Source organism: Roseovarius sp. JB2-10, assembly GCF_055693585.1.
The window spans coordinates 569270-584825 of the sequence record NZ_CM146337.1 but is presented as its reverse complement, the minus strand read 5'-3'; the positions used below and the strand labels follow the sequence as shown (position 1 = coordinate 584825).

Annotated in this window: 14 protein-coding genes and 1 pseudogene; 11 read left to right on the top strand and 4 right to left on the bottom strand. The window is 57.3% G+C overall.

From position 1 onward, the window contains the following. The first annotated feature begins 68 nt into the window (after window positions 1-68). From rpsD to ACZ1HJ_RS02865, 4 genes are all read left to right on the top strand, one after another. Window positions 69-689 (top strand): 30S ribosomal protein S4, encoded by a 621-nt coding sequence (gene rpsD, locus ACZ1HJ_RS02880; RefSeq protein WP_472720857.1) that lies wholly within the window; start codon window positions 69-71, stop codon window positions 687-689. Between the two features lie 111 nt (window positions 690-800). Beyond that, entirely contained in the window at window positions 801-1883 is a 1083-nt protein-coding gene (gene hisC, locus ACZ1HJ_RS02875; RefSeq protein WP_472720856.1) for a histidinol-phosphate transaminase, read from the top strand. Beyond that, entirely contained in the window at window positions 1883-2797 is a 915-nt protein-coding gene (locus tag ACZ1HJ_RS02870) for a prephenate/arogenate dehydrogenase family protein (protein WP_472720855.1), read from the top strand. Before hisC ends, ACZ1HJ_RS02870 begins: the two co-directional genes overlap by 1 nt. Before the next feature lie 3 nt (window positions 2798-2800). Beyond that, a complete protein-coding gene (locus tag ACZ1HJ_RS02865; RefSeq protein ID WP_472720854.1) occupies window positions 2801-3547 on the top strand; it encodes an extensin-like domain-containing protein in 747 nt (248 codons plus the stop codon). Here ACZ1HJ_RS02865 and ACZ1HJ_RS02860 read toward each other — a convergent pair. Beyond that, window positions 3544-4547 (bottom strand): annotated as a pseudogene (locus ACZ1HJ_RS02860) (DUF2125 domain-containing protein). The gene ACZ1HJ_RS02865 and the pseudogene ACZ1HJ_RS02860 sit on opposite strands and share 4 nt — an antisense overlap. A 68-nt stretch (window positions 4548-4615) precedes the next feature. On the opposite strand from ACZ1HJ_RS02860, the gene ACZ1HJ_RS02855 reads away from it, so the two are divergent. The 3 genes from ACZ1HJ_RS02855 (at window position 4616) to ACZ1HJ_RS02845 (ending at window position 8238) form a co-directional block, all read left to right on the top strand. After that, window positions 4616-5146, top strand: coding sequence for a gamma-glutamylcyclotransferase (locus ACZ1HJ_RS02855; RefSeq protein WP_472720853.1), 531 nt, complete (start codon window positions 4616-4618; stop codon window positions 5144-5146). 68 nt (window positions 5147-5214) lie between these two features. Then, the gene (locus ACZ1HJ_RS02850; protein ID WP_472720852.1) at window positions 5215-6414 is read left to right on the top strand and encodes a biopolymer transporter ExbB; all 1200 of its coding nucleotides are present in this window, start codon (window positions 5215-5217) and stop codon (window positions 6412-6414) included. A gap of 3 nt (window positions 6415-6417) precedes the next feature. Next, entirely contained in the window at window positions 6418-8238 is a 1821-nt protein-coding gene (locus ACZ1HJ_RS02845; RefSeq protein WP_472720851.1) for a peptidoglycan -binding protein, read from the top strand. Window positions 8239-8275: 37 nt separating this feature from the next. On the opposite strand, the gene clpA is transcribed toward ACZ1HJ_RS02845, so the two are convergent. Continuing rightward, window positions 8276-10609, bottom strand: coding sequence for an ATP-dependent Clp protease ATP-binding subunit ClpA (gene clpA / locus ACZ1HJ_RS02840; RefSeq protein WP_472720850.1), 2334 nt, complete (start codon window positions 10607-10609; stop codon window positions 8276-8278). Window positions 10610-10765: 156 nt separating this feature from the next. Further along, a complete protein-coding gene (gloB, locus tag ACZ1HJ_RS02835; protein ID WP_472720849.1) occupies window positions 10766-11533 on the bottom strand; it encodes a hydroxyacylglutathione hydrolase in 768 nt (255 codons plus the stop codon). A 62-nt stretch (window positions 11534-11595) separates the two neighbouring features. On the opposite strand from gloB, the gene ACZ1HJ_RS02830 reads away from it, so the two are divergent. Next, window positions 11596-12336, top strand: coding sequence for a methyltransferase domain-containing protein (locus ACZ1HJ_RS02830; protein ID WP_472720848.1), 741 nt, complete (start codon window positions 11596-11598; stop codon window positions 12334-12336). Window positions 12337-12361: 25 nt separating this feature from the next. On the opposite strand, the gene ACZ1HJ_RS02825 is transcribed toward ACZ1HJ_RS02830, so the two are convergent. Beyond that, entirely contained in the window at window positions 12362-13537 is a 1176-nt protein-coding gene (locus tag ACZ1HJ_RS02825) for a MalY/PatB family protein (RefSeq protein ID WP_472720847.1), read from the bottom strand. 97 nt (window positions 13538-13634) lie between these two features. Between ACZ1HJ_RS02825 and def (ACZ1HJ_RS02820) the strand changes: the two genes are divergently transcribed. The 3 genes from def (ACZ1HJ_RS02820) to fmt are packed head-to-tail and all read left to right on the top strand — an operon-like array spanning window position 13635 to window position 15550. Continuing rightward, a complete protein-coding gene (gene def, locus ACZ1HJ_RS02820) occupies window positions 13635-14153 on the top strand; it encodes a peptide deformylase (RefSeq protein ID WP_472720846.1) in 519 nt (172 codons plus the stop codon). Continuing rightward, a complete protein-coding gene (gene def / locus ACZ1HJ_RS02815) occupies window positions 14150-14641 on the top strand; it encodes a peptide deformylase (RefSeq protein WP_472720845.1) in 492 nt (163 codons plus the stop codon). The genes def (ACZ1HJ_RS02820) and def (ACZ1HJ_RS02815) overlap by 4 nt, the downstream gene beginning before the upstream one ends. 3 nt (window positions 14642-14644) lie before the next feature. Beyond that, window positions 14645-15550, top strand: coding sequence for a methionyl-tRNA formyltransferase (fmt, locus tag ACZ1HJ_RS02810; RefSeq protein WP_472720844.1), 906 nt, complete (start codon window positions 14645-14647; stop codon window positions 15548-15550). The last annotated feature ends 6 nt before the right edge of the window (window positions 15551-15556 follow it).

Here is a 15556-nt window from a genome sequence, read left to right as displayed (position 1 = left end):
GAAATCCAGAGGACAACGCCCTTCATAGTCGGCCACTCGGGCCGTCGGTCTAAAGAAGGAGATCAGCCGTGACAAAACGCACGTCTGCCAAATACAAAATCGATCGCCGGATGGGCGAAAACATCTGGGGTCGTCCGAAATCACCGGTCAACCGTCGGGAATATGGCCCGGGCCAGCATGGTCAGCGCCGCAAGGGCAAAATCTCGGATTTTGGTCTGCAGTTGCGCGCCAAGCAAAAGCTGAAAGGCTACTACGGCGACCTGACCGAAAAGCAGTTCAAACGTGTGTACGCAGAAGCGTCCCGCGTGAAAGGCGACACTGGCGAGAACCTTGTGGGTTTGCTGGAGCGCCGTCTGGACGCGGTGGTTTACCGTGCCAAATTCGTTGCAACCATGTTTGCCGCACGTCAGTTCGTGAACCACGGTCATGTCATGGTGAATGGCAAAAAGGTCAACATCCCTTCCTACCGTGTGAAAGAAGGTGACGTGATCGAAGTGCGCGACCGTTCGAAACAAATCGCCGTTCTGCTGGAAGCCACACAATTGGCCGAGCGGGATGTGCCTGATTACATCGATGCCGATCATTCGAAGATGACAGCAACTTTCGTCCGTACACCCGGCCTGAGCGACGTGCCTTATCCGGTGATGATGGAACCGAACCTCGTTATCGAATTCTACGCGCAGAACTAAGCCAAGTTGACTTCTGCCAAGGGCCGCGACGGGGAACCGCCGCGGCCTTTTTCGTTTGGTGCTGGTCAAGTTATGGCACCACAGTTAGAACACGCCACGGGAGGCGGATCTATGACGCTAATTTCACCCCAGCCGGGGATCATGGATATTGAGCTTTATAAGGGCGGGGCGACGCATATCGACGGCGTGAGCAACGTGGTCAAACTAAGCTCGAACGAAAACCCATTTGGGCCAAGTGACGCCGTTAAAGAGGCGTTTCGCAAGGTGGCGTATGATCTGCACCGGTATCCATCCACCGATCACGCGTCGCTGCGTGGCGCGATCGGTGAAGTGCATAATGTGGATGCGTCGCGTGTGGTGTGTGGCGTGGGCAGCGATGAGATCATTTCCTTCCTGTGCCAATCCTATGCAGGGCCCGGCGATGAGGTGATCCATACCGAACACGGGTTTGGCATGTACCGTATTTCCACACTGGCGAATGGCGCCACGCCGGTCGAAGTGCCCGAACGGGGGCGCGTGACCGATGTGGATGCCGTTCTGGCGGCCTGCAATGATCGCACCAAGCTCGTCTTCATCGCAAACCCCAACAACCCGACGGGCACGATGATCGGGGATGCGGAAATGGCGCGGCTGGCTGATGGTCTGCCGCCGCAGGCGATGTTGGTGATCGACGGTGCTTATGCAGAATATGTTGACGGCTACGACGGTGGCGCGGCGCTGGTAGATGCACGCGACAATGTGGTTATGACGCGCACCTTTTCCAAATTATACGGTCTTGGCGGTCTGCGTGTGGGGTGGGGCTATGGTCCACGGCATGTCGTGGACGTGCTCAACCGTGTTCGCGGACCTTTCAACCTGTCGAATGCCGCATTGACCGCGGCAGAAGTGGCGGTGCGCGACACCGACTGGGTTGAGAAATGCCGGACAGAAAACAATCGTCTGCGCGCCTGGTTGGCCGAAGCACTGGCGGGACATGGCGTGGTGTCGGACACCTCGCTGGCCAACTTCATTCTGGCCCGGTTTGCGGATGCGGCTGAGGCCAATGCCTGCGACGAGCACTTGAAATCTCAAGGTCTGATCGTGCGCAAAGTTGCGGGGTATAACCTGCCGCATTGCCTGCGGATCACGGTGGGGGATGAGCCCAGTTGTCGTCGCGTCGCGCATGCGGTGGGTCAGTTCATGGGTGACGCGTAATGGCTGTGATTTATAACCGCGTAGCGCTGATCGGGCTGGGCCTGATTGCATCGTCGATGTTCTGGGCCATGAAACGCGCGGGGCTGGCAAACGAAGTTACGGGCTATGCCCGGTCGGCTGAAACGCGCGAAACGGCGCGCGAAATTGGCCTTTGTGACCGGGTTTGCGATAGCGCCGCCGAAGCCGCCGAAGGGGCAGATCTGGTTGTGTTGTGTGTGCCCGTTGGCGCAATGGGTGCCGTTGCCGCCGAAATCGCGCCGTCGCTCAAGCCGGGCGCCACGGTGAGCGATGTCGGATCGGTCAAACGGGCCGTGATCGACGCTATTGCACCACATCTGCCGGACGGTGTGCATTTTGTTCCGGCCCACCCGATGGCGGGAACGGAACATTCCGGGCCAACATCCGGCTTTGCTGAGCTATTTGACAACAAGTTTACGCTCATTGTTCCCTTGCCGGGCAGTGATCGCGTTGCCGTCGACCGGCTGGAGCGGCTCTGGCACGGTATGGGCGCAAAAACCAATGAAATGGGCGCGGATCACCATGATCTGGTCTGTGCCGTCACCAGTCACGCCCCCCACCTGATTGCCTACACGATGGTGGGTGTGGCCGACGACATACGCCGCGTCACTGACACGGAAGTCATCCGATATTCCGCGGCAGGCTTTCGGGATTTCACCCGGATTGCTGCGAGCGATCCCACGATGTGGCGTGATGTTTTCCTGAATAACAAGGATGCGACGCTGGAAATCCTCGGGCGCTTCACCGAGGAGCTGTTTGCCCTGCAAAAGGCCATTCGCGACGGCGACGGCGATCATCTGCATGATTATTTCACCCGGACACGGGCGATCCGTAAGGGTATCATCGAAGCAGGTCAGGATACGGATGCCCCGGATTTCGGACGAATAAAGGTATAAAAGATGCGCGTTTTGTTGGTGATTGCTTTTTTGTTTGCGCCTCAAGCGGCCTTTGCCCAAGCCCCTGAAACATCGCTGCGCCCTGTTGCGCGTACCAGCCCGGCAGAGGTTATTCAGGCGCAAGCTCAGGAGACAGAGCGCAAAGGCCTTTTCAAATCACTGCGGCCCAAGAAACGGGATGGCAAAACCCGCCGCGAGTCCCGCAAGGAAAGACGCCTTGCGGAGAAAGGCGCGGTGTGCGGCGATCCGGCCATCCAGGGCATCATTGTTGGACGTGTCCCGGGTAAAATTCGGGGCTGCGGTGTGGAAAACGCCGTCAAAATCCGCTCGGTCAGCGGTGTTGCATTGAGCCAGCAATCGGTGATGGATTGCGGAACGGCCAAAGCGTTGAAGACATGGATCGATCAGGGCGTGAAACCGGCCATTGGCAATCGCGGTGGTGGCGTCGTGCGTTTGCGTGTGGCGGCCCATTATGCGTGCCGTACCCGCAACAACCGCAAGGGCGCCAAAATTTCAGAGCATGGCAAGGGCCGTGCGATCGATATCTCTGCCTTTACACTGAGTGACGGCAACGAAATTTCGGTGCTGAAACACTGGGGCAGCGGTAAAAACGGTCGCATTCTGAAGAAGATGCATCGAAGTGCATGTGGTCCGTTCGGCACGGTACTTGGGCCGAATTCAGACCGCCACCACCGCGATCACTTCCATTTCGACACGGCGCGGTACCGGAGCGGGTCTTACTGCCGTTAGCGCAGGATCAAGACGGGTGCGGGTCCGATTGGGATAGGTCCAAGCAAGGTCTTGCCGTTGCGAAAATCCAAAGGGATATCCAGCGTCTTGGCGCTTCCTGACAATCCAGCGATCAGACCAAGCGCATCCTCAATCGTACCGCTCAACCCTTCGGGCACGGCGCCGGATGCCACGGCCAACTGCAAAATCTCGCGCCAGTTCTCGGCCTTGACGGTGATTTGGCCGTTTGGTTCACCCGCTTCATTCACATCGACGCTGCCTGCCAGACGAAGATCAAGCTGGCCCCAGGTGGCCTGAACAAGTTTTAGGGTGATGTTGCGCGGCTGCGGCCGCGCGACTTCGATCGCGGAACGGTTCCAGGGTTTGTCAAAGGTTACCGTGATGTCGGCGCTCAATGCTTCAAGCGTATCGGGTAACGTGCCCTTGGGATCGACAAGGCGCGCCCACGAAACGGAAGGTTTCAACCCATCCGCCGAAAGACCAAATCGGTAGGTTGCCTCACTGGCCTGCACGCGTTCTGCGGCCAGCGACAACGCATCCATACTGGTCGGTGTCGGGGGATCGGATGGAGTCACAACCAGTTTTTCGGCGGTAAGCGTTGTGCGTTCCAATGCCAATTGCGTATCGGGTTGAAGGACAAGACTGGCGCGCATGTCATCACTGGTGATCTGATACTTGCCCAGAGGTGTAGCAACCACCTGTTCCGGCGGCCAGATGGCGATCACGTGGTTGGGTTGGTAACTAAGGGCCAGAAGTTGAAAAAAGGTGCATCCCAGGCCAGCCCGGTTTCCGGATCGGCCAGTGCAATATCCGTAAACTTGGCATCAAACCGGTTCGGATACCCTTCGACACCAAATTCACTGTATTCGGCCACCCATCCTTCGCCGCGACGCTCTTCAAACCACGTCTCAAAAGCGGTTTCAGACCCACGGGAGCCGACAAACCAATAGCCAGACCAGATGACAGCGCCAAGCAGGACGAGGTTTAGCAATAATCTCATGAGCGCGTGCCCCTTTCATGCCCTCTGGCTTTGGTGTTTATAGGTGAAAAAACGCAAGGAACAACACTATGACGATGTGGGTTTTCGGCTATGGGTCGCTGGTGTGGGATCCGGGTTTTGAAGTTGCCGAGCAGGTGATTGCCACCTTGCCGGGTTATCACCGCAGCTTTTGCATGCGGTCCATCCATCATCGCGGGACGGATGAAAATCCGGGACTTGTTCTTGCCTTGGACGAGGATGCCCACGCAACCTGTCAGGGTGTTGCATTGGCTGTTGCCAAGGGTCACGAAGACGCGACATTGGCCTATCTTCGCGAGCGTGAATTGATCTCATCTGCTTATCTGGAAAAATTTCTAAACGTGCAGTTGGACAATGGGCCCGTCGTTGAGGCTGTGACCTATGTCATCGATCCAGATCACGTGCAGTATTGCGGTGGGCTTCCGTTGGAAGAGCAGGCGCAAATCATCGCGCAGGCCCATGGTGGGCGGGGGCCGAATGATGAATATCTCTACAACACGGCCACACATCTGAACACGCTTGGGATACGCGACGCTGATCTTGAGTGGTTGACCGCCCGTGTCCGTACCCTGGGCGCATAAAACCTTGGCTTGAATGGCGCATCCGCGTAGGGTGCAGGCCAACAAGAGCAAGTGTCGGGAGTGTCCAGATGGACCAGCCGGACCGCGAGGTCGAGCCGCAATTTTCACACCCTGTTCGCCAGATCCTGTTGATGCTGGTGGTGCTGGGCCTGACGGGGGCAGGTGCGTTTTTGGCGTTGCCCCGCGTATTGCCCGTGTTCCAGGCCAACCCATGGTTGAACGGGTTCATCATTTTCGTGTTTTTCATCGGTGTGCTGGCCTGTTTCTGGCAGGTCTTTCAGCTGATCGGGTCGGTGCGCTGGATCGAGGGGTTTGCGGCACAACGACCGGGGCATGAATTTATCAAAGCGCCACAATTGTTGGCCCCGCTGGCAACGTTGTTGCGGCAACGGGGTAAACGCATGCAGGTGGCGTCATCTTCGGCGCGATCGATATTGGATTCAGTGGCGCAACGGATAGATGAAGCGCGTGAAATCACGCGATATATCGTTAACATGCTGATTTTCCTTGGCCTTTTGGGGACGTTCTATGGCCTGGCGACGACGGTTCCCGCCGTGGTCGATACCATCCGGTCGCTGGCCCCGCAGGAAGGTGAAGAGGGCGTTGAGGTGTTCAACCGGCTGATGACAGGTCTGGAAACACAACTTGGCGGTATGGGGGTTGCCTTTGCCTCGTCCCTGTTGGGGCTTGCGGGATCACTGGTTGTGGGGCTGCTGGAGCTTTTTGCCGGGCACGGTCAAAACCGGTTCTACCGCGAGCTTGAGGAATGGATGTCGACGATCACGCGGGTAGGGTTTTCTGCGGGTGATGGCGAAGGTGGTATCGAACAAGGCGTGATGGCAGGGGTCGTTGACCATATGGGGGAACAGATGGAATCCCTTCAGATGATGTTGACCCAATCTGATATCAGCCGTGCAGCAGTTGATGAGAAACTGGGTGTTTTGGCGGACGCAGTCCACAGGTTGACCGAACAGATGAACCCACAATCTGGCGCAACCGGCGATGCGGCTTTGATGCGTTTGGCGGAAAGCCAGGAACGCCTGATCGAAAAGCTGGAGGCGCGTGGCGATGAAGGAATGGACGCGGAGAGCCGGATGAGGCTCAGGTCCATTGATGTGCAAATGTTGCGTATTCTTGAGGAGATCAGCGCAGGCCGCCAGGAAAGCATGGCCGAATTGCGCATGGATCTTGCGGCGTTGACCGAAGCCTTGCAGCAGAAACGGAAATCTGTCGGAAACAAAGCGGCCGGCGGCCCGGGGGACAGGTAGGCGATGGCGCTGTCGCGACGCACGGGAACGCGGTTTCAGGCCTCAATCTGGCCGGGTTTTGTGGATGCGATGACCGGTCTCCTGCTGGTTCTGATGTTTGTATTGACCATTTTTATGGTGGTTCAATACGTCTTGCGAGAAACGATCACCGGGCAGGAAAGTGAACTTAACGATCTTTCTGCGGAAGTGGCCGCCTTGGCGCAGGCACTTGGTTTGGAGCAAGGCCGAACGGCGTCGCTTGAAACGCGGGTGGGTGAGTTGTCAGCCACACTTGGTGAGGCACGGCAGCGCGAGGCAGATCAGGCGGCGCGCATCGTATCGTTTGAGGAGCAAGTTGCGGGCTTGTTGGCGCAGCGCGATACGGCTTTGGGCCGTGTGGCCGATTTAGAGGGCGAGCGTGATACACTTTTGTCCGAGCAGGAAGCCTTGCAGCTGGCCTTGGCAGGTTTGCGCGATGAGGTGAATGCGCAGGAAGAGGCGGCGCGGCTGGCTGCGGCGCGGCGTGCGGCATTGGATGCGCTGGTGGCCGATTTGCAGCGTCAGAATGCGGACGGCGCGGAGGCTCAGGCGGCACTTGATGCGCAAGTTGCCGAACTTGAAACGCAGTTGAGTGACGAAGAAAAAGCAAGATTGGCAGAAGCTGCTGCGGCTGAAGCGCTGCGCGCCAGGTTGCAAAATTCCGACGCAGAATTGACGGCTATGACGCTTGCGTTGGAGGAGCAACGGCGCGCCGCAGAAGAAACGCTTGCGATGTTGGCCGCTGCCCAAGACGCACAGGATGACCTGGATGTCCGGTTGGCAGCCGCATTGGTCGCGCGCCAGGATGTCGAGGCGTCACTTGAGGAAACGCGTGAAGCTTTGAAAGACGCATTGGCCACGCGCGAAGAGCTGGTTGCCAATGTGGCCGATGCAGAGGATGTCCGCCGCGAGCTGGCTGCAGCCCTGGCGGCAAAACTGGCAGCAGAACGGGAAGTCAGTACGCAATTGACCGCAGCCGAAGAGCGTGCGGCGTTGCTGGCTCAGGCTCAGGCGGAACTTTCTGAGCAGGAGGCCTTGGCCAGCGAAGCACAACAGCAGCAGGCGCTGTTAAACCGCCAGCTGGCCGCTTTGCGCGAACAGTTATCCGGTTTGCAAGGGCTATTGGATGACGCCAACGCGCGGGAAGCGACAGCAGATATTCAACTCCAAACACTAGGACGTAATCTGAATACGGCACTGGCCCGCGTCGCCGCCGAAGAGCGGCGCGCCCGGGTGCTGGAGGAAGAAAAAACCGGATTGCTGGAGGAACGAGCCGCTTTGGAGGCGGAAAAGTTGGCACTTCAAGAAGAGCGTTTGAAGTTGCTCGAAGCTGAAAAACAGGATCTTGAACGGTACCGGTCTGAATTCTTTGGCCGTCTGCGCGACGTCCTGGGCGCACAGGAAGGTGTCCGGATCGTTGGGGATCGATTTGTGTTTTCCTCGGAGGTTCTGTTTGCCCCCGGAGAGGCGGAATTGTCGGTTGATGGGCGTGGTGAAATTGCCAAAATTACGGATATTCTTGGCAATGTTGCAAATGATATCCCGGAAGAAATCGATTGGGTTTTGCAGGTCGATGGTCACACGGACGACGTGCCAGTGGCCGCGTTTGCGCGGTTTAGGGACAATTGGGAGCTCAGTCAGGCGCGCGCCTTGTCGGTCGTGCGCTACATGATTGATGTTCTTGGCATGCCGCCTGATCGATTGTCAGCAAACGGCTTTGGACAATACCAGCCGATCAATCCTGATGACACGCCTGATGCCCGCGCACAAAACCGGCGGATCGAATTGAAGTTTACAGGTAAATGATCGGAGATTGGCGCTCCCGTGTGGGAACGCCAGATTTTTAGTCGGCGGTGAGCAATGGAGGCTTTTTGCCGGAAATCCGAGGCCGGTCAGGCCCCTCGAGTTTCAGGTCAATCTTGCCGCCTTTAACACCCACTTTAACGATGCCACCTTTGGCCAATTTGCCGAACAATAGCTCTTCGGCAAGCGGCTTTTTGATGTGTTCCTGGATCACGCGGCCAAGGGGGCGTGCGCCCATTTTGTCATCATAGCCTTTGTCGGCAAGCCACTCCGCGGCAGGTGTTGTCAGCTCGATCGTGACGTTGCGGTCCATCAACTGCGCTTCGAGCTGCAGCACAAATTTCTCGACCACCTGCAAGATCACGTCCTTGCCAAGCGGCGCAAAAGAAATGACCGCGTCAAGGCGGTTGCGGAATTCCGGCGTGAACGTGCGTTCGATCGCAGCCGTATCCTCACCTTCGCGACGGTCGCGGCCAAAACCAATGGCTGATTTTGCCTGCTCTGTGGCGCCCGCATTGGAGGTCATAATCAACACGACATTGCGGAAATCAACAGTGCGACCGTTGTGATCTGTCAGACTCCCGTGATCCATCACCTGCAAGAGGATATTGAAGACGTCGGGATGCGCTTTTTCCAACTCATCGAGCAACAAAACGCAATGTGGGTGCTGGTCAACGCCATCCGTCAACAAGCCGCCCTGATCAAAACCAACGTAGCCTGGAGGTGCACCAATCAGACGCGAAACAGCGTGTTTTTCCATGTATTCAGACATGTCGAACCGCAGCAATTCCACCCCAAGCGTATCTGCCAGCTGTTTGGCAACTTCGGTTTTGCCCACACCGGTAGGACCTGCGAAAAGATAGTTCCCGATGGGCTTTTCCGGTTCACGCAAGCCAGCACGGGCCAACTTGATTGATGAACTGAGCGCTTCGATTGCATTGTCCTGACCGAAGACGACGCGCTTCAGCGACTTTTCGAGATCCTTGAGGACTTCGGCATCGTCTTTTGACACGTTTTTCGGCGGGATGCGGGCGATTTTGGCCACAACTTCCTCGATCTCCTTCGCGCCAATGTTTTTGCGACGCTTCGATGCCACCAGAAGATGTTGCGCTGCACCGGCCTCATCAATCACATCGATGGCCTTGTCAGGCAGTTTGCGGTCATTGATATAGCGCGCCGACAGTTCAACAGCGCTTTTGATTGCATCTGCGGTGTATTTCACGCCGTGATGTTCCTCGAAATAAGGCTTGAGACCTTTGAGAATTTTAACTGTGTCTTCGACAGTTGGCTCAACCACATCGATTTTCTGGAAACGGCGCGACAAGGCGCGATCTTTTTCGAAGTGTTGTCGGAATTCTTTGAATGTGGTCGACCCCATGCACCGCAGCTTGCCGCCTTGCAAAGCGGGTTTGAGCAGGTTGGAGGCATCCATTGCGCCACCCGATGTGGCACCTGCACCAATCACGGTGTGGATTTCGTCAATGAACAAGACGGCGTCAGGATGATCTTCCAACTCTGTCATGACCGATTTCAGGCGCTCTTCAAAATCACCGCGATACCGTGTGCCCGCCAGAAGCGCGCCCATGTCCAAAGAATAAATCGTCGTGTTTGACAGCACCTCGGGAGTTTCACCCTGTACTACTTTATGCGCCAAGCCTTCCGCGATGGCGGTTTTGCCAACGCCGGGATCACCCACAAGCAGTGGATTGTTCTTACGTCGACGACACAGCACCTGAATGCAACGCTCAACCTCGTGTGAGCGACCGATCAACGGATCAACATCACCCCGGCGCGATTTTTCATTCAAATCAACGCAATATTTAGCCAGTGCGGATTCACCTGCTTCGACGGCATCTGTTTCATTGGGCGTCTGCGCGCTTTCTTCGGCGCCGTCTGTGGCACCGGAGACCGAGCGGGTTTCGCCATACGCCGGATCCTTGGCCACACCATGCGCGATGAAGTTGACGGCGTCATACCGTGTCATGTCCTGCGCTTGTAGGAAGTAGGCCGCGTTTGATTCCCGTTCTGCAAATATAGCCACCAAAACGTTTGCGCCGGTAACTTCGGTTCGGCCGGATGACTGAACATGGATTGCTGCACGTTGGATCACGCGTTGGAACGCGGCGGTCGGGACGGCCTCAGACCCATCGATATCGGTCACCAGATTGGAGAGGTCTTCGTCGATGAATTCTACCAGAGTTTTGCGCAAGTCTTCGGTATCGACGCTGCATGCCTTGAGCACCCGCGTTGCGTCCGGCTCATCGACCAGCGCCAAAAGCAGATGTTCCAGTGTAGCAAATTCATGTTGCCGGGCGTTGGCCATTGCCAAAGCTGCATGAATTGCCTGTTCCAGCGTATTCGAGAATGAAGGCACGTTTGGTGCTCCTTCTGATCTGGGTCCGGGTTCGTTTCCCTGACCATGGCCTCATAACATTAAAGTTTGGTCGATATCGTGGGCGCTTCAAGGCTTTTTTGGAAAAGAGTGGTCACTTTTCCTGACATTGTTGAGGTTTAACACGGTTTGGGAGAGTCAAAAACAATCCTTGCGTGTGCGAATTTCCGCAAAAACATCGGCGGGATCGGTCCCGGTCATGCCCAAATGGGCCTGAATGGCAGGGTCTGTTGCGCGCAGGAACGGATTTGTAGCCAATTCGTCTGCGAGGGTTGAGGGAACAGTGGGTTCGCCCCGCGAACGGGCCGTATCCACTGCGGATACTCTGGATATAAGCGCGGGGTTTGCCGGGTCAACGGTCAACGCAAACTTTGCGTTGGATTGGGTGTATTCATGGCCCGAATAGACCGTTGTGGCGGGCGGCAACGCCGCTATTTTTTGCAGGCTTGCCCACATTTGAGGCATTGTTCCTTCGAAAACGCGGCCGCATCCAAGTGCCATAAGGCTGTCCGCGGTGAAAATTGCGGCGCTTTGTGGAAAGTAAAAAGCGACGTGCCCCACCGTGTGACCGGATACATCGATGACATGTCCTGTTTCATCGCCAATCGCGACGCTGTCCCCTTCTGACAGAGCCACATCGAGAGGTGGCAGGCGATGGGCATCGGCCGCGGCACCAATGACCCGTGCAGGGTGGGTTGCCAAAAGGTCCGGCAAGCCGTCGACATGGTCATAGTGGTGATGGGTCAACAAGACGTCGCTCAGTGTCCAGCCGTGTTCTTTCAGCGCGTGCAGCAGCGGTCCGGCCTCAGGCACATCAATCGCGGCGGTTTTCCCGGTGGCGGGATCATGCGCAAGATAGGCGTAATTGTCCGACAAACAGGGGATCGTCAGGATTTGCAGCGTCATAGTATTTTCCCTTTTGCCGGATACTGTTAACGTCAGAGTGACTGATCAGAGGCCGGGCTGCAATGCATCTTGACGTTCAAGACTTGCGGAATTTTTACTACCGCAGCGCGCTTGGCCGCGCCGCGCAAAAAGCCGTGCGTGAAGAATTGACCCGAATTTGGCCCGAAGCTGTTGGTCAAACGGTCGTCGGCTATGGATTTGCGGTGCCCTTCTTGCGTCCATACCTCTTGGACGCGCGCCGCGTCATGGCGTTGATGCCCGCACCGCAGGGGGTGATTGGTTGGCCATCAAATGCACCGAATGTCTCGGTCTTGTGTGAAGAAACATGGTGGCCGATTGAGACCGGCCATGTGGACAAGCTCTTGGTGGTGCATGGGTTGGAAACCAGCGAACAGCCAGCGGCCCTTCTGGAGGAATGTTGGCGCGTCCTGGGCCCCGGTGGCTCAGCGCTTTTTGTTGTGCCCAACCGGGCGGGTTTGTGGTCACGGAGTGACCGAACACCCTATGGTTTCGGGCGCCCCTATAGCCAAACGCAGTTGGAAAGCCAGCTTAAGTCGCATGAATTCATGCCGGTGCAACATGCGACCGCCCTTTACCAGCCGCCGTCTGAACGCCGGTTCTGGCGCAAAACGGCCGGGATGTGGGAGAAAATGGGCGGTAAACTATCAGTTGTGGTCGCGGGTGGCGTGCTGATGGTTGAGGCCACCAAACGGGTTCAGGCGGCAAGCGGTCCGGGCTTGCGCGAAAAGGTACGCAAACCTTTGGCAGTTCTCAGCCCGAAGCCCGAAGCGAAACCTGTTTGAACGGCACTTAACTGCCTGATTGGTGTTACTGAAGGTCCGAAAACGCGCTGTGCAGACGGTCGATCGCCTCGATCAAACGACCACGTTGGGTTCCGATGTTGAACCGTAGGAAGCTCTCGCCGCCGGTGCCAAACTCGGCCCCAATGGAGGGCGCGATACGGGCATCCATGCGGACACGCCGCTGCACCTCGGCCATGTCCATGCCGGTATTGGCAAAATCAATCCAGCTGAGGTAGGTCGATTGCATCGGCATCGCGCTCACGCCCGGGATTTGCGCCATAGCGTCCACAAACAGCCGGCTGTTTTCGGCCAGATAAGACTGCAATTTGTCGACCCACGCTGCACCTTCTTGGGAATACGCGGCCTCGGTCAGGACGACACCGAGCAGGTTCGGGCTCATGTCCAGCGCGCGGAACAGGGCGGAAAACCTGGCGCGCAGTGTATCATCCGGTATCGTGACGGTGCCCAAGCGCGCACCTGCGATGTTGAAGGTTTTTGATGCCGAAGTCAGCATCACCAGACGGTCCATGATATGCGGTGCAGCGACCGGCATGGGCGTGTAAGTTTCACCCGGAAATGTCAGATCGTGATGGATATCATCAGAGATCAGGATGAGATCGTGACGGATGCAGAAATCCGCAACGGCGCGCAGTTCATCCGGGGTCCAGATCCGCCCGGCCGGGTTATGCGGTGAGCAGAAAATCATCAGTTTCTCGCGACCGGTCATGGCGGCCTCCAGCGCCTCGAGATCCATGTGGTAGACACCATCGCGGATCACCAAAGGGCTTTCCTTGAGAGGGCGTCCGGACTTTTTCACTTTGACCGTGAACTCGTGGTAGACAGGCGTGAAGATGATCACTTCGTCTTGCGGTTCTGTCAGGGCCTGCAGACACAACCCGATACCGTTCCCCAATCCGAATGTGGAAAACATCGCAGCCGGGTCCGCGGACCAGCCGTGGCGGGTCTGCATCCACTGCGCAACTTTCTGTTTCATCGGGGCGTCACCGGTGAAATAACCATAGTTCGCTTTGTCCAGGAGGCCTTGGGTGGCTGCCTGCAAGAAATCAGGTGCGCCGAAGTCCATATCGGCAACCCACATCGCGATGCCATCCTCTGCACTGACGCCGCCGTTTGAGCGCGCCATCCCGTCCCATTTCGAGCTGTTGGTGCCGCGACGGTCTATGATCAGGTCAAAGTCCATAAAGCTGTCCTCATTTGCATGTCGCGCACGCTAGCGAAATGCGATCTGAGCGCAAGGGGCGTTGCAGAAGCACAGGTCTTGGCCTAAATCAGGCGTCATGAAGATGCCTATTCTGATCCACCCTGATCCACGTCTGAAAAAGGTGTGCGCTCCCGTCGATGATGTGACGGACGAATTGCGCGTTTTGGCCGAGGATATGCTGGAAACCATGTATGACGCGCCGGGTATCGGACTGGCCGCGCCGCAGGTGGGTGTTCTGAGCCGTTTGCTGGTTTTGGATTGTGTCAGGGACGAAGATGATGTCTCGCGGCCATTGGCAATGTTCAATCCGGAAATCCTGGCGTCATCCGATGAAACCAATGTCTACGAAGAAGGGTGTTTGTCGATCCCGGACCAGTTTGCCGAAGTTAAACGCCCAAAGGTCGTGGATGTGCGGTGGATGGGTGTGGACGGCAACGAACATACCGAAACCTTCGATGGTCTGTGGGCCACATGCGTCCAGCACGAGATCGACCATTTGAATGGGAAGCTTTTCATTGATTACCTCGGCGCAATGAAGCGCCAGCTGATCACCCGCAAAATGCAGAAGCTGAAGCGCGAACAGGCGCGGGCGTGAGCGTCAGGCCCTGTCTGCCCTGGCCGGATAAACGGCTGCGCGTGCCTGCGGCAACCGTTGATGAGATCACCGATGAGATCCGCTCCGTCTGGCAGGACATGATCGACACGATGGAGGCGATGCCCGGTGTTGGACTGGCAGCTGTCCAGATTGGCGTGATGCTACGATTGGCCGTGATTGATGCCAGCGACACGCGAGGGCAGGTGATCCGGATGGCGAACCCGGAAGTGCTTCACGCCAGCGCGAAAATGAATACCCATAACGAGGCCAGCCCGAACTTGCCGGGTGTTTCTGCCAAGATCGAACGACCACGTGCCGTCACCGTGCGATTTGTGAACGACCAGGGTGAGATCAAAGAACAGGATTTCGTCGGGCTTTGGGCCACAAGTGTGCAACACCAGATCGACCATCTTGCGGGAAAGATGTATTTCGACCACCTGAGCAAGATGAAGCGTGACATGCTGATCCGCAAATCGCGAAAGGCCTGATTTATGCGTATTGTCTTTATGGGTTCTCCGGAATTTTCCGTTCCTGTCCTGGACGCCTTGGTGGCGGCGGGACATGAGGTGGTTTGTGCCTATTGTCAGCCCCCTCGTCCGGCGGGACGCGGCAAGAAAGACCGGCCGACGCCTGTGCATGCGCGCGCTGAAGCCTTGGGGATCGAGGTGCGCCATCCGGTCAGTTTCAAAGGTGCTGCGGAGCAGGCGGAATTTGCAGGGTTGGGCGCGGAACTGGCCGTGGTTGTCGCGTATGGATTGATCCTGCCGCAGGGTATTCTGGACGCGCCGGCGCAAGGGTGCCTCAACATTCATGCCTCGCTCCTGCCGCGCTGGCGGGGTGCGGCGCCGATCCATCGGGCAATCATGGCGGGAGATGCGCAGACGGGTGTCTGTATCATGCAGATGGAGGCCGGATTGGATACGGGGCCCGTATTGCTGCGCAAGGCCACGGCCATCGCCCCGGAAGAAACAACCGGGCAATTGCATGACAGGTTATCTGCGATGGGGGCCGATCTGATTGTTGATGCATTGGCGCGGCTTGGAGATTTGGTGCCCGAGCCGCAACCTGATGCGGGGGTAAGTTATGCTTCGAAGATCGATAAATCCGAGGCCCGCATTGACTGGTCCTGGACGGCGGCCGAAGTTGACCGGCATATCCGCGGCTTATCGCCTTTTCCCGGCGCGTGGGCTGAAGTTGATGGTCATCGCGTCAAGTTGCTGGCATCCCGGGTGGGGCAGGGATGCGGAGCCCCTGGCCAGGTATTGGATGACAACCTGACGATTGCCTGCGGGCGCGGCGCAGTCCAGGTTTTGCGCTTGCAACGGGCAGGAAAGGGCGCGCAGGATGCAAGCGAGTTCTTGCGGGGCATGCCGGTGCCCAAGGGGACAATGCTGTAGGAGAAG

Coding starts and splice junctions, on each gene's coding strand:
- hisC (WP_472720856.1), top strand. CDS start 801: ATGACGCTAATTTCACCCCAGCCGGGGATCATGGATATTGAGCTTTAT.
- ACZ1HJ_RS02870 (WP_472720855.1), top strand. CDS start 1,883: ATGGCTGTGATTTATAACCGCGTAGCGCTGATCGGGCTGGGCCTGATT.
- ACZ1HJ_RS02865 (WP_472720854.1), top strand. CDS start 2,801: ATGCGCGTTTTGTTGGTGATTGCTTTTTTGTTTGCGCCTCAAGCGGCC.
- ACZ1HJ_RS02855 (WP_472720853.1), top strand. CDS start 4,616: ATGACGATGTGGGTTTTCGGCTATGGGTCGCTGGTGTGGGATCCGGGT.
- ACZ1HJ_RS02850 (WP_472720852.1), top strand. CDS start 5,215: ATGGACCAGCCGGACCGCGAGGTCGAGCCGCAATTTTCACACCCTGTT.
- ACZ1HJ_RS02845 (WP_472720851.1), top strand. CDS start 6,418: ATGGCGCTGTCGCGACGCACGGGAACGCGGTTTCAGGCCTCAATCTGG.
- gloB (WP_472720849.1), bottom strand. CDS start 11,533: ATGACGCTGCAAATCCTGACGATCCCCTGTTTGTCGGACAATTACGCC.
- ACZ1HJ_RS02830 (WP_472720848.1), top strand. CDS start 11,596: ATGCATCTTGACGTTCAAGACTTGCGGAATTTTTACTACCGCAGCGCG.
- ACZ1HJ_RS02825 (WP_472720847.1), bottom strand. CDS start 13,537: ATGGACTTTGACCTGATCATAGACCGTCGCGGCACCAACAGCTCGAAA.
- def (WP_472720846.1), top strand. CDS start 13,635: ATGAAGATGCCTATTCTGATCCACCCTGATCCACGTCTGAAAAAGGTG.
- fmt (WP_472720844.1), top strand. CDS start 14,645: ATGCGTATTGTCTTTATGGGTTCTCCGGAATTTTCCGTTCCTGTCCTG.